Origin of the sequence: Streptomyces sp. NPDC056503, assembly GCF_042794995.1 — a bacterium.
GTDB lineage: Bacteria > Actinomycetota > Actinomycetes > Streptomycetales > Streptomycetaceae > Streptomyces.
Window position 1 is genome coordinate 64487 of record NZ_JBHTST010000013.1, and the last position, 23886, is coordinate 88372.

Sequence of the window (23886 nt, forward strand, 5' to 3'; positions counted from 1 at the left end):
CCGACGCCCCGCCGGGCCCGCGTCAGTCCGCGAACCGTCCGAACCTCCCCCGGTGGAACAGCAGGGGTTCGCCGTCCTCCTCCGCCCCCAGCGCCCGCACCCGGCCCACCACGATCAGGTGGTCGCCGCCCGCGTGGACGGCGGTGACCGCGCAGTCGATCCAGGCGGGGACGCCGGCCAGGCGGGGCGCGCCGGTGACGGGTGCGGGGGACCACTCCACGCCCGCGAACTTGTCGGCGCCGCTGACCGCGAAGGCGCGGCAGAGGGCGCCCTGGCCGGCACCGAGGACGTTGACGCAGAAGGTCCCGGCGGCGGCGATGCGCGGCCAGGTCGTCGAGGTCCGGGCGACCATGAAGGCGACCAGGGGCGGGTCCAGCGACAGCGACGCGAAGGACTGGCAGGCGAAGCCGGTCGGGCCGGCCGCGTCCGCCGTGGTGACGAGGGTGACCCCGCTCGCGAAGTGGCCCAGCACCCGGCGGAACTCCGCCGGGTCCACCGGCGCCCGTTCGTCCTCCCGCACGGCCCGCAGGGCGGGCCGGGGGAGGGGTTCGACGGCCGTGGGCGCCCCGGCCGCTCTCAGGTGTCGGACGGCCGTGGCCGCCATCCCCGCGTGTCCCATCATGTCCAGCATTGAAACTGACACTGTGTCAGATGGGAAGACCCGGGGGACGACGGCCGCCGCCCTCTCGTACCGGCTACCGCGCGGTCAGCGAGGTGACCGGCGCGGTGGCCGCCGTCCACGCGTAGCCGGTCGGGTGTCCGGCCCGGTGGGCCGCCACCTGGACGGTGATCCTCTGCCCGCGCTGGGCCTGGGCGAGCGTGAACGCGGACCGCGTCGCACCGCCGATCGCCCGCCCGTCCGCGTACCACTGGTACGTGAACGAGGTCGGCACCTCCGTCCACGTGCCCCGGTTCACGACGAGCGTCCCCCGCACCCGGGCCGTGCCGGACAGCGAGGGCGCCTTCGTCGCCACCGGCGTGACGCCCCGCACGGTCACCGCCGCACTGGACGACGTCAGCGTCGGGTGCCCCTCCTTCCGCGCGACCACGGCCACGGACAGGGCCTTGCCCTGGAGCGAGGCGGGGATCGTGTACGAGGCGGCGGTGGCGCCCGCGACGGCGACCCCGTCCGCCCGCCACTCGTACGCGAACGAGTCCACCGGCAGTGACCAGGACCCCGTCCGCGCCGTCACCTTCCCGCCGACCACGGCCGTCCCGGAGACCGACGCGGCGGCGGTGTTGCGGAGCGCGGGGACGACGGTGACCGACGGCTGCATGAGCTGCCGGCCGAACGCGTACACGCTCAGGTTCAGCGGGCCGAGCGGCGCGCGCGTCAGGTCCAGGCCCACCGTCATGCTGCGCCGGTCCGGCGCCATGGACAGGGTGGTGGACTCGGCCCGGAAGGTGCCGTCCGTGACGACGACCCGGGCGGAGTCCTCCAGCGCGGAACCGGTGACGGTCATCGAGATCCTGCCCTGGCCGAGCGTGGCCGGTCCGACCGTCTTGATCTCCTGCCGGTCGAGGCCGCAGGGGGACTGGTCGCACCGGACGACGGCGCTCACCGCCGTCGTGGCCCCGACGGGCTTCTCGGGCAGCCCGATCACCAGGGTGGTGGGCCGGGCGGCCTTCGGAGAGGCGTACGGCAGCCCGCACTCGTACCGCTCACCGTCCTCGCCGATCAGGCCGCGGCAGGTGTCCTTCCAGGTCGCCTGGTCGTACAGCCAGGGGCTCGGCGACTGCTCGAAGCTCCCCGAAGGCGTGAACACCGGAGCGACCCGGTCACCGGAGGCGGTCGGCAGCACGGCGCACAGCGCGCTGCGCTGCTCGCTGAGGGTGCCGGTCAGCGGGCCGGAGCCGTAGCTGATGTTCGGCACCTTCACGCACTCCGGCGCGGGCCCGGTGGGCGTGCCGACGCGCAGGGCGTCGAGCCGGTACGAGGCCGGTGCGGTGCCGTCCACCGGGACCTGGACCAGCACCTGGTAGGACGCGGAGCCGGTGACGGCGCAGCCCGCGCCCCAGTAGTCGCAGACCCCCCGGCCGGTGGCGTCGTAGGCGAGCATCCGGACGCCGCCCAGCGCGTCCCGCACGTTCAGGTGGAGGGTGTCCCCCGCGGCGGACGTCGTGACCCGGTGGCAGAGGAAGGTGCCCGGGGCGGCCGGGACACCGCCGGTGGACGGGCCTCCCACGGCGACGGCCGGGGTGGCGACGCAGCCCCGCGCGGTGGCGGTGACGTCCCGGCGGGTCAGGGCGAGCTCGCCCGGGACGTCGTCGCCCCGGACGAGGACCGTGTGGGCGAGGCCCGGGGTCAGCGCGCAGGTCGAGAAGGTGCCGTAGTAGGAGCGGAGTTCGCAGATCCGGGTGCCGGCCGCGTCGACGACGACGATCTCGGCACTCGGCTCCCCGGAGACCTTCTCGACCTGGAAGAGCTCCCGCGCCGCGTGGGCGTCCGCCGGGATCGTCAGGCAGTCGGCGAACACGCCGCCGCCGGTCTTCACGCTCATCCGGGTCGGCCGCGGGCCGAGGTCGCCGGCGACGAAGGTCCGGCAGGCGGAGGGCGTGTCGGTGCGGTGCGCCACGAGGCGGTAGCCGTCGTCGCCTCCGGTGACGACCGCCCGGTACGGCGCGGTGCCGCCGAGCACGCAGCTCCCGTCCCACAGGGCGTTGACGTCGGAGCACTGCGCGGCACCGGCCGAGTCGAGGACGGCGAACTCGGCCTCGCCGTCCGACAGGAGCGCGAGGTGCGCGCCCTGTGGCACGGGCAGGTTCAGGCAGTCGACCGCGCCGGGACCGGCGGCCCGGCCCTGGTACGCGGTGCCGAGCGCGATGCCGTCGACGCAGCCGGCGGTGGAGGCGCGGCCGAGGACCAGGAGGGCGTCGGCGGTGAGCGCGGTGTACGTCGTGCCCGCGGTGAGCACGCACCGGCTGTCCTTGTTCCGGCACGCGTACGTGCCGTCGCGGAGGTACAGCGAGACGTCGTCCGCGGTGCCGGACTCGCCGACGGACCGGATGTCGTAGAGCCCGGTCACCGTGGGCGTGAAGGTCTTGCAGCCGGTCGCGGGGCCCGACCGGTCCGGCACCGTGCCGTAGGCGGCGGCGGTGACCTCGGCGCAGCCCGCCGGGTCGGACAGGCGTCGCACGGTGAGGCCGTACTCGGCGGCGACGACTCCCTGGACGCGGTAGCCGCCGGTGCCCTCGGGCAGGACGCAGCCCTCGCTGCCGTCCGGGTTGTACCCCACGCAGAGGCGCTTGCCGGTCGCGTCGGAGATCCAGACGGATTCGGCGCCGGTCATCTCCCGGGTGATCCGATCGCCCGGGGCGGCGGTGAACGTGTGGCAGACGACGCCGGGCCCGCCGGCGAGCGTGCGGGTCACCGGCGCGGTGTCGTACGCGGTGCCGGGGACGGCCGGGCAGGGGCCTTTCGCTCCGGCCATCAGCGGGACGAGGGCGACGCGGTTCCGGACGGGCTGCCAGTGGGTGTTGACCAGCCTGAGGGTGTACGCGCCGGCGGCCAGGTCGCACCAGGCGTCCTTGTACACCCAGTCCTCGCACGCGACCTTCTGCTCACCCGCGTACAGCGAGGGGTAGGTCCGGTCGTCGCCGCCGAGGAGGATGCGGTGGGTGCCGGGCCGTTCGACGGTGACCGAGAAGCAGGCGGTGCCCTCGGCCGCGACGGTGACGTACCGGATCTCCTCGCCCGGCTCGCCCAGCGGCGCGAGCGGCAGCGCGGGGCACGGCTCGGTGCCCGGCTCGGAGGTCGGGTCCGGCGCGGTGGGCGTCGGGGACGGGTCCGGCGTGGGCGTCGGGTCCGGTGTCGGGGCGGCTGTCGTCGGCCGTGGTGTCGGTGTCGGCGTCGGTGCCGTTTCCGCCAGTGCCGTCGGTGTCGGCGTCGGCGCCGGTGTCGTCTCCGCCAGTGCCGTGCCCGTCGTCAGGAGCGGGGCCACGAGGGCCGCCAGCAGGGCGGGGACGAGCAGGAGGTTTCTCGTGAGGCTGGTGGTGCTGGTGGGTCTCGGGTGCGGGTGTCTTGATCTGGTGCGCGAGCGCGCGAAGTTGGGCACGGGTGCCGTTCCCCCCGGAGCGGTGTGACAGGTGTGAGCCACACCCTACGAGCCGGGTGGAACGGCTGCCGACCCGTTATCGGCCCTCGTACCGGGCCTCACGGCGCTCCACGAAGCTCGCCACGCCCTCCTGCGCGTCGCGGGTGGTCATGTTGAGTTCCTGGGCGGTGGCCTCCGCCGCGAAGGCGGTCGCCCGGTCGGTGTCGAGGGAGGCGTTGACCAGCTGTTTCGTGAGGGCGAGGGCGCGGGTGGGGCCCTGGGCGAGGCGTTCGGCCCACGCGCGGGCCGTCTTCGTCAGCTCCTCGGCCGGGACGACGCGGTTGACGAGGCCCATGGCCCGGGCCTCCGCCGCCGGCAGCGCGTCGCCGAAGAACATCAGCTCCTTCGCGCGCTGGGGGCCGACCAGTCTCGGCAGCAGGTAGGCGCCGCCGCCGTCGGGGACGAGGCCCCGGCGGGCGAAGACCTCGACGAAGCGGGCGGACTCGGCGGCGATGACGAGGTCGCAGGCGAGGGCGAGGTGGGCCCCGATCCCGGCCGCCGTGCCGTTCACCGCCGCGATCACCGGCTTCTCGCAGTCCATGACGGCGGCGACGAACCGCTGCGCGCCCTGCCGGATCATGCGGGACACGTCCCCGGCCACCCGCTCCCCGGAGGCCTGCGGGGAGCCGCGCAGGTCGGCGCCCGCGCAGAAGCCGCGTCCGGTGGCGGTGAGGACGACGGCCCGTACGGCCGGGTCGGCGGAGGCGTCGGCGAGCAGGGAGACGACGCGCTCCCGCTGGTCCCACGTCACCGCGTTCATCGCCTCGGGGCGGTTGAGGGTGATCCACGAGACGCCGTTCTCGACGGTGTGCAGTACGTCCGATGACACGGGGGCTCCTATCGGCAGACGGCCAGTGCGTCGAGGGCCACCGCGCCCTGGCCGCGCGGCAGCACCATCAGCGGGTTGATGTCCAGTTCGGCGAGGTCGCCGTCGAGTTCGAGGGCCATCCGCTGGACCCGGAGCACGACCTCGACGAGCGCGTCGATGTCGGCCGGCGGCGCGCCGCGCACGCCGTCGAGGAGGGCCCGGCCGCGCAGTTCGTCCAGCATCGAGCGGGCCTCGCGCTCGCCGAAGGGCGGGACGCGGACGGCCGTGTCGTTCAGGACCTCGACCAGGACCCCGCCGAGGCCGACCGTGACGGTCGGGCCGAACAGCTCGTCGCGGGTGACCCCGACGACCATCTCGACGCCCTTGCCCACCATCTGGCAGACGAGGACGCCGTCGAGGTCGATCTCCTCGTAGCGGGCGATGTCGGTGAGGTCGCGGTAGGCGTCGCGGACCTGGCTCGCCGAGGTCAGGCCGACCTTGACCAGGCCGAGCTCCGTCTTGTGGGCGAGCTGCGCGCCGGAGGCCTTCATCACCACCGGGTAGCCGACGAGGCCGGCGGCCCGGACGGCCGCCGCTGCGCTCGTCACCAGCTGCTCGCGCGGGACGCGGATGCCGTACGCGCGCAGCAGCTGCTTGGCCGCGTGCTCGCTGAGCCGCTGCCCGGGCCGCATCAGGGCCTGGGCCTTGCGGAAGGACGGGGAGGGGGTGCGGGGGGCCTCGTCGAAGGGGGAGCGGTAGTCGGCGGTGAAGCGGTGGTGGTCGAGGTAGGCCTTCACGGCGCCGATGCAGTTGGCGAAGGTGCGGAAGGTGGCGACGCGGGAGGAGCCGAGGAGGGTGGTGCGGTAGGCGTCCTCCGTGCCGAGGGGCGAGCCCCACACCACGCACACCAGCTTGTCGGTGGCCTCGGCCGCCTCCACCAGGTCCTGGGCGAGCTTGTCGCTCATGGGCGGGAAGGGGCCGGTGATGGGACAGATGAGGACCCCGACGGACGGGTCGGCGAGGATCGCGTCGATGATCTTCCGGCCGCGCCAGTCGCCCACGGGGTGGCCGCCGTTGTCGACGGGGTTGGCGACGCCGAGGTACTCCGGGATCCACTGGTGCAGCTCGTCCTGCTTCGCCCGCGGGAGGGTGGGCAGGGTGAGCCCGGCGGCCGTCGCGAGGTCGGCGAAGTGGGCGCCGGTGCCGCCGGAGATGGAGTAGACGACGACGCCTTCGGCGAGCGGCCTGCGGGCGCGGGCGAGGAGCGTCGCGGTGTCCTGGAGCTGGTCGAGTCCGTCGACCCGGATCACCCCGAACTGCCGCATCGCCGCGTCCACGACCCGGTCCGCGCCGGTCAGTTTGCCGGTGTGGGAGGCGGCGGTGCGGGCGCCGGTCTCGGTCCTGCCGACCTTCACGGCGACCACGGGCACGCCCTCGCGGGCGGCGTGGTCGGCGGCGAGGAGGAAGGCGCGCCCGTCCTTGAGCCCCTCCACGTACGCGGCGATGGCGCCGACCTCCGGCAGGGAGGCGAAGTACGAGAGGAAGTCGGCGGTCTCCAGGTCGGCCTCGTTGCCGGTCGGCGCCCAGTGGGAGAGCCGGACGCCCAGCTCCTGGAGGGTGAAGACGGGGCGGCCCTGGTGCCCGGACTGGGTGATGAGGGCGACGGCGGGGCCGTCGAGGTCGTCGCGGAAGCGTTCGAAGGCGTTGAGGTTGGTGTTGGGGCCGAGGAGCCGGACGCCGGTGCGGCGCACGGCTTCGGCGAGCCGTTCCTGGGCGGCGGCCCCGGTGGCGCCGGTCTCGGCGAAGCCGGAGGCGAAGGCGACGGCGAACCGCACCTTGGCCTCGCCCAGCTCCTCGATGACGGGCAGCGGGTCGGCGACGAGGAGGACGGCGAGGTCGACGGGGTCCGCGAGGTCCCTGACGGAGCGCACGCAGTCGAGGCCGAAGACGGTGGTACGGGTCGGGTGCACGGGTACGAGCTCCGCGCCGACCCGCTCGGCCCAGGCGAGCAGCTGCCGGGTGATGCCGGTGTTGGGCCGTCCCTCGGTGTCGGAGGCGCCGACGACCGCGACGGACCGGGGCCGGAAGAAGCGGTCGAGGTCGGGGACCTCGGCGTACAGCTCCCGTCCGCTGACGTCCCGGTCGCCGGGTGCGGCGGCGCGCCCGTGGACGGCGGTGCGGGGGGACTCCCCGCAGGCGTCCACGCGGGCGCGCAGACCGGTGGTGAAGGTGCCGTGAGTCGATCCAAGCATCGTTCCGCTCCGCCCTTCCGTGCAGGACGCGTCCCGGACAAGTGACCTGACGCATAGTCAGATTACAGAACTGACGCTCAGTCAGGAATGGGGCGGTGCGGAGGAAGCGCGAAGGCCCCGCCGGGAGGGGCGGGGCCGCGGGGGCGGATTCTCCTGCCCGGCTACCTCTTCTTCGGCTTCGTGCGGGCTATCCGCCGCGCGATCCGCTCCGCGTCCCGGGCCAGTTCCCTCAGCATTCCGCTGAGGGGGTTGGTGAAACCGGTGAAGTAGAGTCCCGGCGCCCGGCGGGCGCAGCGGGGGCCGGCCACGAGGGGGCGGCCGCGCTCGTCGAGTACGTCGAGGTGGCCGACGAGGGGTTCGAGGGCGCGGCGGTAGCCGGTGGCGGCGATGACCGCGTCCGGGGTGACGCGGGTGCCGTCGGCGAGGACGACCTCGTTCCCCTCCAGGGCCTCGACCGCGGCGACGACCTCGACCTTCCCGGTGCGGACCGCGTCGACGAGTCCGACGTCCTGGACGGCGATGGCGCCCTCGCGGGCGCGGCTGGCGAGGCCGGTGGTGGGGCGGGGCAGGCCGTGGGCCGTCAGGTCCGGGGTGGCGATGCGGGCGAGGCTCCGGGCGAGGAGGTCCACCAGGCCGGTCGGGAGGCGGCGGACGAGGATGCCCGTGCGCTGCGCGGGCCAGCCCGCGGTGGTGCGGCGCACGATGTGCGGGGCGGTGCGGACCGCGAGGCGGACCCGGGCGGCGCCGCCCTCGGCGAGGTCGGCGGCGATCTCGGCGCCGGTGTTGCCGACGCCGACCACGAGCACGTCCTTCCCCGTGTACGGCTCCGGGTTCCGGTACTCGCGGGCGTGGATCAGGTCGCCCTCGTAGGTGTCGAGGCCCGGCCATCCCGGCACGGCCGGCGTGTGGTTGAAGCCGGTGGCGACGACCACGGCCCGGCCGGTCAGCCGCCGTCCGCCGGTCGCGTGCAGCACCCAGGTCCCGCTGCCGTCCCCGGCGGGCTCGATCCGGTGCACCTTGACGCCCGTGACCACGTCCAGCTCGTGCTTCTCGGCGTACGCCTCCAGGTAGCGGACCACGTCGGCGCGGGCGACCCAGCGGCCGTACGCGCGGGGGATCCGCAGCCCGGGCAGGCCGGAGAGGCGCCGGGTGGTGTGCAGCCGCAGCCGGTCGTAGTGGCCGCGCCAGGAGGTGCCGACGGTCCCGGACTTCTCCAGGACCACGGCGCGGACGCCGCGGGCGCGCAGGGTGGCGGCGACCGCGAGCCCGCCGGGGCCGGCGCCGATGACGTACACCGGTTCTTGGGGGGTGGTGGTGACCATGACTGCTGAGCGTAATGACGCGTACACGCAGTGGGTCTCGGTCGAGAAGGGATTTCGGTTGCGAAACGGTCACGCGCCCCGACCCCTTGCGGAGGGCGGGGGCGCTGCGCTGAACTGACGTACCGTCAGATCTCCGGGGTCCGCCGAGGAGGATCACCCATGCAGACCGTCTGGCTCACCGGCGCCGAATGGCTCGCCGTCCTCCGCATCGGCCTCGGCCTGTGGTGGCTGGAGAGCTGGCGCCACAAGGACAGGAAGGGCTGGTTCGAGCGCGGCACCGGAATAGCCTGGGCGGCGGACGTCGCCGGCAAGCACCGGTGGCCGCAGGTCGGGAAGGGCTTCGACGCGATCGTCGCCCCGCGCCCCCGGCTCATGGCGTACGTCGTCGTCTACGCCGAGCTCGCCCTCGGACTCGGCCTGATCAGCGGCTTCCTCACCCCGATCGCGCTGGTCGGCGGCCTCCTCCTCAACCTCCTCTACCTCGTCCTCATGATCCACGACTGGGCCGAGCAGGGGCAGAACGCGATGATGGCGCTGATCTCGCTCGTCGCCCTCTTCGCCATGTCCTGGCAGACCTGGTCCCTCGACGCCGCGATCGGACTCTTCTCGTGACGGCCACCCCCGACATCGACGCCTTCACCCGCGCCTACTGGGACGCCGCCGCCGAAGGCCGGCTGCTGCTCCGCCGCTGCCGGGCCTGCGCCCGCCCCCACCACTATCCCCGCGAGTTCTGCCCGCACTGCTGGAGCGAGGACGTCGACTGGGAGCCGGCGAGCGGCCGCGCCAGGCTCTACACCTGGTCCGTCGTCCACCGCAACGACCTCCCGCCCTTCGGCGACCGGGTGCCCTACGTGGCGGCCGTCGTCGACCTGGCGGAGGGGCCGCGCATGATGACGGAGGTCGTGGACGTGCCGGAAGGCGACCTCCGGGTGGACATGGAGCTGGAGGTCGCCTTCAGGACGGGGGAGGATGGTGTCGCGGTGCCTGTCTTCACCGCCCGCCCTCCGGCCCGGGACTAGTTGTCCGTGATCGTGATGGTGGAGTGCTCCACACCGCACTGGCTGGTGACGCCGTCGTGGCTGGTGTCACCGCCGTACACGACCGTCCAGTGGTACTGGCCGGAGTTGGCGGAGTCCACCCGGAAGGTGGTGTTGTCGGTCGAGGCCCGGCCGGTGGCGCTCAGCGCGACCGTCTGGGTGAAGACCGGGTTGGAGCAGGTGGTGTCGTTGGGGCCGAAGAGGCGGAAGGTGACGTTGCCCGTCGGCTGGCCGCCGGACGTGGCGGTGACGTGGGTGCTGTCCTGCGGGTAGGTGTACTGGGCGGTCGAGATCTGCGAGCCCGCCTTGACGACCCGCAGCGGCTCGGTCTGGCAGTCGCTGATCGCGGCCTGGTTCTTGGCGTCGCCGGAGTAGCTGACCTGCCACCAGAAGGTGCCGATGGCGTTGAAGTCCAGCGAGCTGGAGTTCGGCACCACGCCGTTCACGACCGGGAGGTTCGTGCCGGCGGCCCGGGGGTTCTGCGTACAGGCCATGTCGGAGTACGCGGTGTAGGTGACCGTGCCGCCCGCGTCGGCGGTCGCGCCGGTCAGGGTCGCCGAGTCGAAGACCGAGCCCCCGATCACGACCTCGTCGGCGGAGAGGTCCGTGGTGATCGCCGGCTGGGTCTTGGTGACCACGGAGGACTCGTTCGGGTCGCCGCAGGCGGTGATGGACCCGGAGTTGTTCGCGTCGCCGCTGTACTGCGCGGTCCAGTAGTAGGTGCCCACCGCGGTCGGGACGTACTGCGCGGAGTTGTAGTTCCCGTTGCCGTTCACGTTGACGGGGCTGGTGAACAGGGGGGTGCCGCTGCACTGGTCGTTGCCGTAGAGACGGAAGGTGATCGTCCCGGTCGGGCTGATGCCGCCGCCCAGGGTGGCGGTGTCGTGGATCGGGTCGCCGATCGTCACGCTGGGCGTCGCGGTGGTGATGAGCGACGTGCAGTTGGTGAGGTTGATCCGCTGGGGGTCGATGAAGTCCTTCAGCTCGGAGTTGAAGGAGTCCGAGGAGCGGCTCTTCACGTACGCCGAACCGAAGGTGCGGCAGTCGCTGCCGGTCGGGAAGATCGCGTCGAAGGAGATCGCGGCCTCACCGAAGGTGAACGGGTCCAGCGCGCCGAGACCGCCGTTGGCGATGGTGCCGCCGGCCTGGTTGGCGGGGATGAGCGAGGTGTTCACCGAGCCGAGCGCGTCCGGGCTCGCCCCGTCGCTGATGACGTCCGCGGGGCCCCAGACCGCGCCGGTCCACTCGCGGATGGAGATGGTCGGGACGGTGCCGCCCCGGGAGAGGTCGTAGGTGATGAGCTTGTCGCCCTGGGTGCGGACCGGGGTGGCGGTCTCGACCGACCCGTTGTTCGCGCAGTTCGACGGCATGGCCATCGGGTTGCAGAACTTCTGGTTCAGCTCGAAGTCCATGTTCGTGGTGCCCTGCGGGCTGTTCACCCGCTGCCAGAACAGTTCGAGGAACTTCGGCGTCGTGGTGTCCTCGGTGTAGACGCCGTAGGACAGCAGGTCGCTCTTGTTCGGCGGGATCGACCCGCTGACGATCGTCGGGTTCGGGTCGTTCTCGGACGAGCCCTGACCGAACGAGTTGTCGTTGGACCCGCTCGGCCGGTCGCGCTTGGGCGTGATCCTCAGCGCGCTGTTGGTGCCGCCGGTGAGCCAGTCGACGCAGGTGGCCGCGGCGCCGTTGACGACCAGGTTGGCGTTGGTGTCGATCTCGAAGCGGCTGCCGTCCAGCGCGCTCGGCGTCGAGCACAGCGGCGCGGCCGCGGCCAGTGCCTGGGCCGGCGCCGCCTGGAGGGTGAACGCCCCGGCGAGCGAAGCGGCCAGCACGGCGGCGCCGGCGTGACGCCTCAGCGGTACGGATCTGATCACTACGAACGCTCCTCGGTGCTGTTCGTGAGAGGGGTGCGCGTTCACGCCGTCACCGCGCCCGGCGGCCGGAACCGAGGACGCCGAGGCCGCGGGAGGCGGCGCGCGAGGAGGAACGTAACAGTGCGATCCGGACAAATGCGGCAACGCTCGTGGGGCGTCGCCGCGACCGCCCCAGCGGCCGAGCGTGCGGGAGGGCGCTTCGCGCCGGGGGTCGCCCTTGGGCCGTCCGGAGCCGTCCGGCGGCCTTCCCGTGCCCGTCCGGCACCCTCCCGTGCCCGTCCGGGGGCTCCCGGCGGGCCCGGGGGGCGCCGGTGGCCGCGCGCCCCCCGGGACCCTCAGAGAGCGCCGATATTCCGCCAGTACTGACCGCTACTGAAAGAACCGCCGCAGGCGAAGAGGACCACGCCGCCGGGGTTCGACGTCAGGCAGTCGCCGCTGCCCACGTTCTTGAACACGCGGCCGGCGGACGTGGAGGACGCGATCTTCCAGGACTGGGTGGCGGCTCCGGTGCAGGCGGCGACCGTGGCGGCGATGCCGCTGCTCGGCTGGAGGCACTGGCCGGACTTCCTGCTGACCAGCCGGAAGGAGCCGTTCGCGTTGGCCCGGTAGGTCCACGAGTAGCCGGCGCTCTCCGGTTGGCTGCCGCACGCCATGGAGTTGATCGTGGTGACGCCGTACGGCTGCTTGTACTCCGTCAGGCAGTTCCCGCTCGTCCCGTTCTCCAGCGCGTACGTCCCCGAGGGTCCCGACCCGCCCCCGCCCGAGGTGGGCTTCGGCGTCGGCTTCGGCGCGGCCGTGGTGGGGCGCGGGGCGGAGGTGGTCGGCTGGGTGGTGGTGCCTCCGGAGGAGCCCCCCGAGGAGCCCCCCGAGGCCGTGCCGGAAGAGCCCCCGGAGGACCCGCCGGACGAACCGCCGGACGAGCCTCCGGAAGACCCGCCGGAGGACCCGCCGGAGGTCGACGTGCCGCCCCCTCCGCCGGTGGACGAGCCGCCGCCGGAGACGGCCCCGCCGCCGTCCGCGGGCGGCTGCGGCGCGCCCGGCGGCGGGGTCCCGGGCGGGACGGAGGTCGCGGACGCCGAGGCGGACGCGGACCCGGACGGCCGCACGGAGGCGGACGGCTTCGCCCCGGGCACGGCCGAGGACGGCTGCTGCGCCGACGGGGTGATCACGACGGTGGGCGAGGAGGAGGGCCGGTTCTCCGCGCCCGCCTGGCCGAGCTCGTACGGGCCCAGGGTCAGCGTCAGCGTCGTACCGGTGGTGATCACGACGGGCACGGCCATCATGACGAGCCGGTTCCGCCGCTTGCGGTCCCCGCCGCCCGGCGGCTTCCCGGCGAGCACGTACGCGGGGTCGGTCACCGGCGTCTGCGGGGTCAGCGGCGCCGTGTCCACGTCCTTCGAGGGGTCGGCGGCCTCCAGCTCGGCCAGTGCCTCGGCCGTCGGCGCCCCGGCCGCGAAGGCGACCCGCTCGGCGATCCGCGCCGCCACCGCCTCCGGCCACGCGACCCCCGCCGCGCGCGCGTCCGCGTGCCCGACGAGTTCGGTGGCGGTCGGCCGGTCCCCGGGGTCCTTGGCGAGACACGTCCGGACGAGGTCCGCGAGGTCCGGGTCGGCCTCGGTGAGCCGCCCGAAGTCCGGCTCTCCGTGCACCACCCGGTAGAGCAGGTCGTGTCCGGACCCGTCCCCGAACGGCGGCCGCCCGTTGGCCGCGTACAGGACGAGACTGCCGAGGGCGAAGACGTCGGCAGCCCCGGTCAGCACCTTGTCCGCGACGGCCTGTTCGGGCGCCATGTACGCCGGCGTCCCGATGATCATGCCGGTCTTCGTCAGCCGGCTCTGGTCCGCCGCCCGCGCCACCCCGAAGTCGATGAGCGAGAGCCCGTCCCCGGTCAGCATCACGTTCGACGGCTTCAGGTCCCGGTGCACCATCTCCGCCGCGTGCACCGTCCGCAGCCCCGCCGCCGCCTCCCGCAGCAGCCGCCACAGCGCGTCCACGGGCAGCGGCCCGTTGTTGAGCCGCAGCGCGTCGTTGAGCGTCACCCCGGGGATGAACTCCGTCGCGAACCACGGCGGCTTCGCCAGCCGGTCGCTCGCCAGCAGCTTCGTGCTGGCCCCGCCGGGCAGCCGCGCCAGGTTGTCCAGCTCGTGCCCGAAGTGGCTGAGGAAGTCCTTGTCCTCCGCGAGCGACGGCAGCACCCGCTTCACGGCCGCGTACGTCCCCGGGACCGCGCCCAGGTAGACGCGTCCCATCCCGCCGGAGCCGAGCACCCCGAGCAGGCGGAAGGCGCCGATGCGTCGCGGATCCTCCGCTTCGAGCGGGATCGCTCCGCTGCCGGCCAAACTAGAGTCGTTTTCCAATTCCCCCTGCATGGGCCACAGGGTAGCCCAGTGCGATGACCATCTGAATTGCCGTCAAGGCGTTGTTACGCGGCTGTGGTTGAAGGTTTCGTGAAGGGGCCGCGGTCACGGGTGCGGGCGCGTTGCCGACCGGCTGCGGGAGAAGGCCGGCGTCGCCGCCGAGCCGGACCGCGGCCCGTCCGTGATCGGCCGGGGGGGCACGCCGCAACCGGGATCCCGGGAACGGCCGTACGCGCCCGAGCCGGGGCTCGACGGCCGCGCCCCGGGAACGGGGGATCACGGCCCGCCTGCTGGCCGAGGGGTGCCGGCCAGGGCTCCGGGGGGCCCGCGCGGCCGGTTCTCCCCGGCCGCGGGCGCGCCCGTCCACTTCTGCGATCCCTCCGGCCCCTGGCGGCGTGGTGCGAACGGGAACACGAACGGCCTGCCGCGCCGGTACGTCCCGAAAGGCGCCGACCTGACCCGGCGCGGCCGGGAGCGCCTCGGTGCCGTCGCCGCCGAACCCGACGACGGAACCCGCAAAAACGCTCGACTGGACGACCCCGGTCGAGCGCCTCCAGGAGCCGATTTCCCCGAGGCAACGTTGAGTGACGCTAGAGTCACCCTACGTAGTTCTCACAGATGGAGGCAGTGCAGTGACCACTTCCGTTCAGCTCGACCGTGTCCAGAAGCGTTTCGACCTCTGGGACGTCAACGGCGACGGCCAGATCGACCGTGCCGACTGGGACGCCGAGGCCCGGCGCATCCTCCGGGCCTTCAGCGAGGCCCCCGGCGCCCCGGCCGCCCGCGCGCTGATCGACGCCTACCTCGGCATGTGGGGCTTCTTCGCCGACAAGGCCGGCATCGACGAGCGGACCGGCGCCCTGACCCCCGAGCAGTTCAACCACATCGCCGAGGAGCACATCCTGGAGAACGGCGGCGCGGGCTTCGGCCGGGTCGTCACGCCGACCATCCAGGCCATCGTCAAGCTGATCGACGTGGACGGCGACGGCCAGGTCAACCCCGCCGAGTTCAAGTCCTGGCTCGACGCCATCGGCGTCCACGACATCAACCCGCTGGAGGCGTTCGCCCAGATCGACGCCGACGGCGACGGCCAGCTCTCCGTCGAGGAACTGGTGCAGGCCGTCCGCGCCTACCACCTGGGCGAGATCGACGTCCCCCTGCTCGGACGCTGACCCTCGCACCACCCCGACCCTCACGGCCAAGGGCCCGCCCGGACATCCGGGCGGGCCCTACGGCTTGACCATCCGTCATGCGAGCTCTGCCACGGCCCCTTGAACTCGCCGAGGGGCAGGGGGCTCTGCGGAAGGGCGACGGCGCTACGCCCGCGAGGCGACCCCGACGAACGCGGCCCAGGCCGCCGGGGCGACGGCGAGCCGGGGGCCGTGGGGGACCTTGGAGTCACGGACGTGGACGGTGGTGGGATGGGCGGCTACCTCTACGCAGTTGCCGCCTTCGCTGCTGCTGTAGCTGGACTTGCGCCAGTCGTAGGCGACCTCGATGCAGTTGCCGCCTTCAGGGCCGCTGTAGCTGCTCTTGAACCAGGCCAGATCCGCGGTGCTCATCGCTCTCCCAGAAGTTTCTCGATCCAGGTCAGGGACTCCCGCTTGGTGAGTGCCTGTGAGCGCAGGATTCCATAACGCTCGGAGTGCTGGCGAACCTCTTCCGGGTCGGTGATGAGCCGCGCGTGCCCGTAGATCTCGGTGTACGCCACCTCCCGCCGCCCTGGCGGAGTCAGCAGGGTGAAGGCGCCGTCCAGATAAGGGTGCTCGTCCCTGTCCAGTGACAGGATCTGGAGTTCCACGGTCCGGCGCTGGCCCACCTCGAAGATGCGCCGAAGCTGCTCGCGGTGGATCTCCCGTCCGCCGAAGGGGCGTAGCAAGACTGCCGCCTCCAGTACAAAGGTGAGCGTCGGCGCGGGCCAGCGCTCGAAGAGTGCCTGCCGCGAGATGCGGCCAGCGACCCGCTTCTCGATCGTCTCCTCGTCCAGCATGGGACGGCGGTGCTCGAAGAGCGAGCGTGCGTACGCGGGTGTCTGAAGGATGCCCGGCACCGCCTGCACCTCGTAGTAGTGCGCCGCCAGCGCCCGCGCCTCCTCCTTCGCGAAGCTCTGGAACCAGTCCGGATGTCGCACCCGCGCCCGCGAGATCGCCTTCTCCGTGTCCTCGATCGCCGCCGTCAGGACACCCGTACCCCCCAGCGCGTCGTCCGCCAGCAGCAGGAACTCCGGCTGCGGGGTCCGTACGCCGCGCTCGATCGCGGAGACCAGGTCCTCGCTGCAATGGGTGATCGAGGCGAGCGCCGCCTGGCTCAGGCCCGCGTTCTGCCGCAGCACCTTGATGATTTTCCCCAGCGCCTTGAACAAGTGCGCCGTGCCGTCTGCTTCGGAGGGCTTCTCCGGCCGCTCCGCGTTGTTCCCCGACATCCGTACCGCCCTCTTGGCGTACCCGTACAGTTACCCAGCGTCGTGGCGTCGCTGCTGTTCAGCGTAGGTCGCGGGCTCCATTCTCGGAGCCATGAAGCCCGAAATCACCACTCCAACAAGTGAGTACGCGCCGGAGTTCGCGCTCCGTCTGACGCCCACGCCCCGGGGCGCGCGCCTGGCCCGTCTGCTGGCGGCGCACCAGCTGCGGACGTGGGGGGTGGCGGGGTCGGCGGCGGAGGCGGCGGAGCTCGTCGTGGCGGAGCTGGCGAACAACGCGGTGCAGCACGGGCGGGTGCCGGGGCGGGACTTCGAGCTGCGGATGGAGCGGGAGGGCGGTCAGGTGCGGGTCGAGCTGTCGGACGCGCGCGGCGAGCGCCGGCCGTTGCCGTCCGGGGAGCCCGACGAGGGCGGCTACGGGCTGCTGCTCGTGGCCACCCTCGCGTCCGCCTGGGGCGTCAGGGACCGCGCGGTCGGCAAGACGGTCTGGGCGACCGTCCCGCGCCGGTAGGGGTCCGGGTCCTCGGGAGGCCGGACCGTCCTCATGGGGTGCGAAGGGTCGGTGCGACGCCTCAGAACACGGTCGTGAAGGTGGCGCCGGACCGGTGGGGCAGGATCTTCGGGGTCCCGTAGGGCCGGCTCGTCGAGCCGGTGGTCAGGTAGAACCGGGAGCCGCCGGGTCCGATGGCGAACAGGTCGACCCGGCCGTCCTCGCTCCCCTCCGCGTTCCCGTCCCCGAAGGGGGCGAGGTGGGTGAACTGCTGCCAGCCGCCGCCGATCTTCCGGCGGGCGGTGAAGGTGCCGTCGCCCTTGCCGAGGTAGAGCCAGAGGACGCCGTCCTTGTCGCGGGCGAGCAGGTCGCCGCCGGTGGCCCCGGCGACGTTTCCCGGGGCGGTGAGGAGGTTGTAGGCCTGCCAGCCGCCGCCGACCCGCACGCGGGGCTTGAAGGGCCGGGCGGTGTCGCCGGTGGAGGCGTAGAGCCACAGGACGCCGGAGGTGTCGGCGGCGAGGAGGTCGCCGCGTCCGTCGCCGTTCAGGTCGGAGCCGCCGGTGATCTTGTTGTAGACCTGCCAGCCGCCGCCGACCTTCGTGCGGGGCAGCAGCTTCTGGTTCTCGCTCCGGTGCAGCCACAGCACCCCGTCGCGGTCCCGTCCGACGAGGGTGCGGTCCGAGGGCGAGGCCATCAGGGTGTAGGTGTTCCAGCCGGTGCCCAGCGGTGTCGGGGACAACGTGTTCGCGTACGGGTGGCCCAACTGCTTGGTCTCGTAAGCGGACAGCCCGCCGGCGGCGTCGCGGGCGAGGACGTCCGGGAAGCCGTTGGCGTCGAAGTCGCGGGCCGTCACGGGACGGTTGAGCGTGAGGGTGCCGGTCCGCTCGACGCCCGGGCCGACGTTCTCCGTCTCGGTGGCCGTCATCTTCCAGGTGTACTCGCCGCTGTAGTCGCCCGTGCCGGCGAACGGGCCGTCGCCGTTCCATATGAAGCGGTACGTGGGCCCGGGGGAGTAGACGCCGTACGAGAGGGTCCGCTGCCGTCCGGTGGCGGTGTGGGTCAGCGTGAGCCTGGGCGCCACGCTCAGGTTGAAGTCCCAGGACAGGTACACCTGGTCGTCCGCGTCGTCGAAGTCGACGATCTTCGGCACGTCCTCCGACGTCACGGTGAGGTCCGGGAGGCGTCCGGCGCTCGCCACGAGCTGTGCGGCGGGCTCGCCGTCCGCGCCGACCGTGACCCGGTAGACGCCCTTCTCGCGCGCGAGGACGCCCTGCACGAGGAACGCGCCGTCGGCGCCGGTCCGCAGGCCGTCGACGCGGTCGAGGATCTCCGTCTCCCGGCCGTCGGACAGGGAGCGGAGCACGAGCGGCCAGCCCACCTGCCCGAGCGGTCCGCCGCCGACGCCCCCGATCGCCAGCCAGTCCTCCGAGAGGACCACCGACTGGCCTCCGCCCAGGTGGTCCAGGACCTGGGTGCGGCCGGTCGCGCGGTCGAAGAGGTGGAACGACCCGCCGTCGTCCGCCGGCGTGTAGTCGTACCAGGTGAGGTGCGTCGGCGACCCGGCGACGCTCTCGAAGCCCAGGACGCTGTTGCGGGCCGTGACGGTCTTGACCACCGACGCCGTGGCGGTGTCCACCAGGGAGAGGCGGTCCGTGCCGTTGTTCGTCGACACCGTCAGCGCCCCCGGCGCGGTGCTGCGCAGGTGCGTGTCGCCGCCCGGCAGGCCGGTCACCGTGCGGCGGACGACCCGGTCCCCCGCCTTGTCCACCAGGTGGATCCCCTGCGCGTCCTGCATCACGAGCGTCGTGTCCACGACGCCGACGAGCCGGCCGGGCGTGGTGACGACGACGGGAGAGGCGTCCGACCCCATGGTCCGCAGGGTGTAGGTGCCGTCGCCCGAGTCCTGCACGACCGTGTCGGTCCCGTCGGCGCCGAAGTACAGGGCGCCGGGCAGCGCGGTGACGGTGCCGTCGTACGTCGTCCAGAAGTACGGCGCCGCGGTCGTGCCCGCCTTCGCGAGGAAGCCGGTCCTCCCGGCGCTGACGAGCGTGCCGCCCTTCGGGAAGGGGGCGACGTCCCGGGTGGCGGCCGCATGGAGCCCGGTCACGGGCGCGGCGGGTGCGGCGAAGGCCGCCGGGGCGACCAGCAGGGTGCCGGTGACCGCCGCCGCGGTGAGCACGGCGGCGGTCGGCCGCAGTCGGGTGGTACGGACGCTGGACACGCGATTCCCTCCAGGTGAACGGAACGGTGCGGGCGCGGCAGGGGACGCGGGGCCCGCGAGTGGGTCGGAGTCGGTCGCCCGTCAGGCCGGGCGTGCGGGAGTCACGGATTCCTCCTGGGGCTTTCGGAAGTGCCGTCCGCAAGACCCCTGGGACGAGGGGATGGTTGTACGGACGGGAGTCAGAGGACCCGGTCGAACGCGGTGCCCTCGCCCGGGTACAGCTCGGCGGCCAGACGGCCGAAGGGGTGGGTGGCGGAGCCGGTGGTCCCGTACAGGACGGTGCCGTTCCCGCCGTGGGCGACGAGGTCGGGGCGGCCGTCGTTGTCGACGTCGCCCGCGCCGACGAGGTGCGAGTAGACCTGCCAGCCGCCGCCGACGCGGACGCGTCCGGCGAAGCCGCCGCGGCCGTTGCCCTGGTAGAGCCAGAGGACGCCGGCCGTGTCGCGGGCGACGAGGTCGCCGGCGGCGGTGCCCGCGATGTTCCCGACGGCGGTGATCTGGTTGTGGACCTGCCAGCCGCCGCCGACCTTCCGGCGGGACTCGAAGGGCCTGGCGACGGAGCCGGTCGCCGCGTAGAACCACGACACGCCGGACCTGTCCGTGGCGAGGAGGTCCGGGCGGCCGTCGCCGTTCAGGTCCGAGCCGCCGGTGATCTTGTCGTAGACCTGCCAGCCGCCGCCGACCTTGCGGCGGGCGGTGAAGGTGCCGTCGCCCTTGCCGAGGTAGTGCCACAGCACCCCGGCCCCGTCGACCCCCACCAGGTCGCCGTGGGCGGCGCCCGCGATGTTCCCGACCGCCTCGATCCGCCGGTACGTGTTCCACCCGCCGCCCACCTTCGTCCGCCGGGCCGCCTCGAACGTGCCGTCCACCGGCTGGTCGAGGAGGTCGTCCCGCCACAGCACGCCCGCGGCGTCCCGGGCGAGGAGGTCCGTCGAGCCGTTGTCGTCGAAGTCGTGCGGGTTGCGCTCCCGGTGGACCTCGAAGCCGCCCGAGGCGGTCGCCGGGGTGCCGACGCCGTCGAACGGCCTGATCGAGACCTCCCACGTGTAGGCGCCGTTCGGGGCGCTCGCCCCGTCCAGGAGGCCGTCCCACTCGAAGACGTACGGATCCGAGGGCGAGGCCCCGCTGTGGGGCAGTTGGGTCCGGAGCCTGGCGCCGGTGGCGGTGTGCACGAGCGTCAGGTCGAAGAAGACCCCGGCACGGTTGAGGGTCCACGCCATCCGGCTCGGCCCGCCCGGGCTCTGCAGGTCGATCGAGGACGGGACGTCCGCCTTCAGGATCCGCACGCTCAGGTCCCGGCCCGTGTCCGCCACCAGCGAGACGACCGGACGCCCGGTGCCCGCGCCCGCCGAGACCCGGAACAGGCCGTCGGTCTCCGTGGAGGTGCCGCGCACCAGCAGGCTGCCGTCGGGCGCGTGCGCCACGCTGGTGAAGTCCTCCAGGAGCGTGTACGGCGCGCTGTCCGGGGCGGTGAGGTCCCGCCCGTGGAGCGGGAACCGCTCGTCCGGCGGCATGTGGACGTCCCACAGCGCGCCGTAGGCGAGGTGCTGCCCGAGGATCCCCGCGAGGTGCGGGGTGCCCAGGGTGTTCCCGACCGGGATCCTCCGCTCGCCGCCGGCCGACGCCACGACGAGCTCGAAGCCGTCCGGGCCGCCCCAGGTCCATGCCTGGTGGTCGGCCGTGTACGCCCCCGTCACGCGCTCCGGCCACCAGCCGCCGCCCGTCAGCTCCGTCGCGCCCGGCCCGTCGACGGCCGCGTCGGCGCCGACGGTCGCCGTCGCCCGCCAGTACGTCCACGAGCCCGGGTTCCCGGTCGTCTGGTTCACGCCCATGACCAGCGCCTTGTCGCCGGACGAGGCCACCACCCGGTAGCCGAGACCGCGGGCGCGGGAGGTCAGCTTCGTCTTCCGCGCCGTGGCACCCGCCTCGGGGGGCAGGTACAGCTCGTACAGCTCCCGGAAGCCGTCGCCCGTCGGCACGGTGACGTACAGGTGGGCGCCGACGGCCCCGGTCAGCGTGGCGCCGGGCGCGAACTCCCGCGCGAGGTCGAACGACGCGGCCCAGGTGGCGCCGGGCCGCATGTCCCGCACGGTCACCAGGGTGCCGCCGCCGTCGCTCACCACGGCGTGGTCCGAACCGCTGTCGTACGCCACGGTCCCGCCGGACAGCGGGGTGACCGAGCCGTCGGCGAACCCGCGCCACTCCAGGAACGTCCTGCCCCTGACGTCCGTGCGGGAGGTCAGGCAGCCGGTGGCACCGGAGCTGAGGACCTCGGCGGTGGAGGGCAGCGCCGCCGCCTCGGAGGCCGGGGCCGGGGCCGGGGCCGGGGCGGGTACCGGGGCCGGGGCGGCGGCACGCGCGGCCGGGGCCGTGACGAGGGTCCCCGTCCCGGCCGTCGCGGTGGACAGGACGAGCACCGCGGCGCAGAGCCGGCGGTGGGAGTGGCGCTGGTTCACGTGCGTCGCCCTTTCAGGGGGAGGGGACTGCGCTCAGCCGAACAGGTCGTGCGAGCCCGACGCGTAGAGCGTCGTGCTGACGCGGGCCAGGCGGAACGGGACGTCGCGCCCGCCCGTGCCGGAGAAGTAGTACGTCCTCTTGGTGGCGGACTCGTAGGCGAGGAGGTCGTTCCTGCCGTCGCCGTCGTAGTCCCCGGAGCCGACGAGCTCGCCGTAGCGGCCGAAGCCGCCGCCGATGAGACTGCGCTTGGTGAAGGTGCCGTCGCCCTTGCCGAGGTACATCCAGAGGACGCCGTCCTTGTCGCGGGCGAGGAGGTCTCCCGCGCCCGCGCCCGCGATGTTGCCGGGGGCGGTGATCTGGTTGTAGACGCCCCAGCCGGAGCCGATCCGCTTGCGGGTCTCGAAGGGCTTGGTGGTGCTGCCGGTGGCCTTGTAGAGCCACAGGACGCCGGTCTTGTCGGCGGCGAGGAGGTCGGGGCGGCCGTCGCCGGTGAAGTCGGAACCGCCGGTGAGCTTGTCGTAGGTCTGCCAGCCGCCGCCGACCTGGACGCGGCCGGCGAACCCGCCGAGCCCGTTGCCCTGGTAGAGCCAGAGGACACCGGCCTTGTCGCGGGCGACGATGTCCGCGTGGGCGGAGCCGGCGAGGTCGCCGGTGGCCTCGATCCGGTCGTAGATCTGCCAGCCGCCGCCGATCCGGGTCTTCGGCACGTCGACCTCGTTGCTGTACCGGCTGTTGCGGAAGCCGGTGTCCGACCAGAGGACGCCGGAGGCGTCCCGGGCCAGCAGGTCGGGGGCGCCGTCGTCGTCGAAGTCGTGGGGCTTCGCCGAGCGGGTCACGGTGAAGGAGCCGGACCTCTTCAGGGCCGGGCCGACGCCGGTCCACGGCTCGGCGGTCATTTCCCAGGTGTACGCGCCGTTGTAGGCCATGCGGGTGTTGGGTTCGCCGAACCTGTTCGCGTTGCCGAGCGTTCCCGACCACGCCGGGCCGAAGGGGAAACCCTCGCCGTAGTAGCTGTCCCAGCCGCCGGCCTCGTCGTAGCCGTCCATAACCCAGTCGTAGGTCCTGCCGGTGCGGACGTGCCGCAGCTGCACCGTGACCTTCGTGTCCCAGTTGTTCAGGTACCAGTCGAACGAGACGGTCGAAGCGTCGTCCAGGTTCACCGTGCCGGCGGGCACCCGGGCGGGCTTCATCTCGGCGGTCTCCGTCGGCGAGCCGCTGGCCGCGACGAAGGTGGCGACGGGCTTGCCGTCCGCCCCCGCGGTGACGCGGTAGGCGCCGTCGCCGGTCCCGAGCCGGCCGCCGCCGGCCAGCATGCCGCCGCTGGTGTCCGGGACCAGCTCCTCGAAGCGGTCGAGCAGCTTGACCGGCGCGGCGGTGGCGGCGGTGAGGCTCCGGGCGCGCAGGCCGGGGTAGGGCGTCGCCTCCTTCGCGAGCCGGGGGACCACGCCGTCGAGGAGCCAGTCGCCGACCAGGCCGATCACGGGCTGGGACTTCGCCGGGCCGAGCGCGACGGTCCTCCGGTCGGTCGTGCCCCGGGTGACGACGACCGCCTGGGCCGTGCCGGCCGCGTCGTTCTCCACCCAGGCGACCCGGGTGTCCGAGACGGCGAACGCCCCGGTGCCCGGGGTCCGGTAGGTCTCGGTGACCTTCCCCGCTTCGAGGTCCACGAGACCGTGGTACCGGGCGCCGTCGGCGCCCGTGAAGGTGACGACGCCGTGCTCGTCGGTGCCGGGCCGGACCTTGAAGTCCTCGGCGCCGGCGGGCAGTCCGGTGATCCGGCGCGTGCCCTGGGAGGTGTGGGCCGAGAGGAAGGGGCCAGACCCGGTGCCGTCGGTGGTGTCGAGGGTGAGGGTGGTGAAGACGTACGGTCCGGCGATGCCCACTGCCTGGGCGTCGTGCTCGGGCAGCCGGTAGCGGGCCCCGGTCGCCATGTCGACGACGGTCTTGTACTGGTGGTCGACGTACAGGTCGCCGCCGGCCACCATCAGGTCTCCCCCGAAGGAGCTGGTCGTGCCGTCCTTGTAACTCGTCCAGGTGACTTTCGCCGGATCGCCGAGGTAGGTGCTGAAGAACCCGGCGCCGCCACCCGCCTCGATGGCGTGGTTCACGGGCATCCGCGCGACGCCCTGCTCCGCCTCCGCGCCCGCCGCGGCGGTGACGGGCCCGGGTGCGGCCACGGCGGCCGGGACGGTCAGGGCTCCGGCGCCGAGGGTGACGGCGAGGACGGTGGCCGCGGAGGTTATGGCGAGGCGGGGGACGCGTAGAGAAAGCACGGGCTCTCCAGATGAAGACGGGTCGGTCCGCAAAGGAGTGCGGACCGACCCGTATGACCATCGATCAGGAGAAAAGGTTGTACGAGCCGTTCGCGTGCAGGGTGGTGCCGACGCGGGACAGGTTGAGCGGGGTGTACCGCTCGCCGGTGCCGCCGAAGTAGTACGTCTTCTTGGTGGCGGTCTCGTACGCGAGCAGGTCGTTCTTCCCGTCACGGTCGTAGTCGCCGGAGCCGACGAGCTCGCCGTAGCGGCCGAAGCCGCCGCCGATGCGGGTGCGGGCGG

The 23886-nt window shown here is 73.4% G+C and carries 16 protein-coding genes and 1 pseudogene; 4 read left to right on the forward strand and 13 right to left on the reverse strand.

Translation table 11 applies throughout. From position 1 onward, the window contains the following. Positions 1-22: 22 nt before the first annotated feature. The 5 genes from ACFQ8C_RS06375 to ACFQ8C_RS06395 form a co-directional block, all read right to left on the reverse strand. On the reverse strand, positions 23-622 hold the full coding sequence (locus ACFQ8C_RS06375) for a flavin reductase family protein (RefSeq protein ID WP_383452840.1): 600 nt from the start codon (positions 620-622) through the stop codon (positions 23-25). A 73-nt stretch (positions 623-695) separates the two neighbouring features. Then, positions 696-4055 (reverse strand): hypothetical protein, encoded by a 3360-nt coding sequence (locus ACFQ8C_RS06380; RefSeq protein ID WP_383452841.1) that lies wholly within the window; start codon positions 4053-4055, stop codon positions 696-698. 76 nt (positions 4056-4131) lie between these two features. After that, the gene (locus tag ACFQ8C_RS06385; protein WP_383452871.1) at positions 4132-4854 is read right to left on the reverse strand and encodes an enoyl-CoA hydratase/isomerase family protein; all 723 of its coding nucleotides are present in this window, start codon (positions 4852-4854) and stop codon (positions 4132-4134) included. Positions 4855-4931: 77 nt separating this feature from the next. After that, positions 4932-7154: an acetate--CoA ligase family protein gene (locus tag ACFQ8C_RS06390; RefSeq protein WP_383452842.1), complete on the reverse strand. Its 2223-nt coding sequence runs from the start codon at positions 7152-7154 to the stop codon at positions 4932-4934. Positions 7155-7315: 161 nt separating this feature from the next. Beyond that, positions 7316-8476, reverse strand: a complete 1161-nt coding sequence (locus tag ACFQ8C_RS06395; protein WP_383452843.1) for a flavin-containing monooxygenase — start codon at positions 8474-8476, stop codon at positions 7316-7318. Between the two features lie 159 nt (positions 8477-8635). Between ACFQ8C_RS06395 and ACFQ8C_RS06400 the strand changes: the two genes are divergently transcribed. Both ACFQ8C_RS06400 and ACFQ8C_RS06405 read left to right on the forward strand, forming a co-directional pair. Continuing rightward, positions 8636-9088, forward strand: a complete 453-nt coding sequence (locus ACFQ8C_RS06400) for a DoxX family membrane protein (RefSeq protein ID WP_383452845.1) — start codon at positions 8636-8638, stop codon at positions 9086-9088. Then, positions 9085-9495 (forward strand): Zn-ribbon domain-containing OB-fold protein, encoded by a 411-nt coding sequence (locus tag ACFQ8C_RS06405; protein ID WP_383452847.1) that lies wholly within the window; start codon positions 9085-9087, stop codon positions 9493-9495. Before ACFQ8C_RS06400 ends, ACFQ8C_RS06405 begins: the two co-directional genes overlap by 4 nt. Here the strand turns inward: ACFQ8C_RS06405 and ACFQ8C_RS06410 are convergent. After that, positions 9492-11387 carry a hypothetical protein gene (locus tag ACFQ8C_RS06410; protein ID WP_383452849.1) on the reverse strand — a complete coding sequence of 632 codons (1896 nt, stop codon included), beginning with the start codon at positions 11385-11387 and terminating at the stop codon, positions 9492-9494. The genes ACFQ8C_RS06405 and ACFQ8C_RS06410 overlap by 4 nt on opposite strands. A 335-nt stretch (positions 11388-11722) precedes the next feature. Next, complete coding sequence (locus ACFQ8C_RS06415; protein WP_383452851.1) at positions 11723-13726, reverse strand: protein kinase; 2004 nt, start codon at positions 13724-13726, stop codon at positions 11723-11725. Between the two features lie 650 nt (positions 13727-14376). On the opposite strand from ACFQ8C_RS06415, the gene ACFQ8C_RS06420 reads away from it, so the two are divergent. After that, a complete protein-coding gene (locus tag ACFQ8C_RS06420; protein WP_383452852.1) occupies positions 14377-14916 on the forward strand; it encodes an EF-hand domain-containing protein in 540 nt (179 codons plus the stop codon). A 144-nt stretch (positions 14917-15060) separates the two neighbouring features. Here the strand turns inward: ACFQ8C_RS06420 and ACFQ8C_RS06425 are convergent, their stop codons facing one another. Together ACFQ8C_RS06425 and ACFQ8C_RS06430 are read right to left on the reverse strand one after the other, a co-directional pair. After that, positions 15061-15306 (reverse strand): DUF397 domain-containing protein, encoded by a 246-nt coding sequence (locus ACFQ8C_RS06425; protein ID WP_383452854.1) that lies wholly within the window; start codon positions 15304-15306, stop codon positions 15061-15063. Further along, positions 15303-16166, reverse strand: a complete 864-nt coding sequence (locus tag ACFQ8C_RS06430) for a helix-turn-helix transcriptional regulator (protein ID WP_383452855.1) — start codon at positions 16164-16166, stop codon at positions 15303-15305. The genes ACFQ8C_RS06425 and ACFQ8C_RS06430 overlap by 4 nt, the downstream gene beginning before the upstream one ends. A gap of 91 nt (positions 16167-16257) precedes the next feature. On the opposite strand from ACFQ8C_RS06430, the gene ACFQ8C_RS06435 reads away from it, so the two are divergent. After that, on the forward strand, positions 16258-16674 hold the full coding sequence (locus tag ACFQ8C_RS06435; protein WP_383452856.1) for an ATP-binding protein: 417 nt from the start codon (positions 16258-16260) through the stop codon (positions 16672-16674). 61 nt (positions 16675-16735) lie between these two features. On the opposite strand, the gene ACFQ8C_RS06440 is transcribed toward ACFQ8C_RS06435, so the two are convergent. The 4 genes and pseudogenes from ACFQ8C_RS06440 to ACFQ8C_RS06455 all read right to left on the reverse strand — a co-directional run. Continuing rightward, complete coding sequence (locus ACFQ8C_RS06440) at positions 16736-18874, reverse strand: hypothetical protein (protein ID WP_383452858.1); 2139 nt, start codon at positions 18872-18874, stop codon at positions 16736-16738. Positions 18875-19053: 179 nt separating this feature from the next. After that, the gene (locus tag ACFQ8C_RS06445; RefSeq protein ID WP_383452860.1) at positions 19054-21330 is read right to left on the reverse strand and encodes an FG-GAP repeat domain-containing protein; all 2277 of its coding nucleotides are present in this window, start codon (positions 21328-21330) and stop codon (positions 19054-19056) included. Between the two features lie 33 nt (positions 21331-21363). Continuing rightward, complete coding sequence (locus ACFQ8C_RS06450; protein ID WP_383452861.1) at positions 21364-23604, reverse strand: FG-GAP repeat domain-containing protein; 2241 nt, start codon at positions 23602-23604, stop codon at positions 21364-21366. A gap of 64 nt (positions 23605-23668) precedes the next feature. Continuing rightward, positions 23669-23886, reverse strand: a pseudogene (locus ACFQ8C_RS06455) (serine protease); the annotation flags it as partial.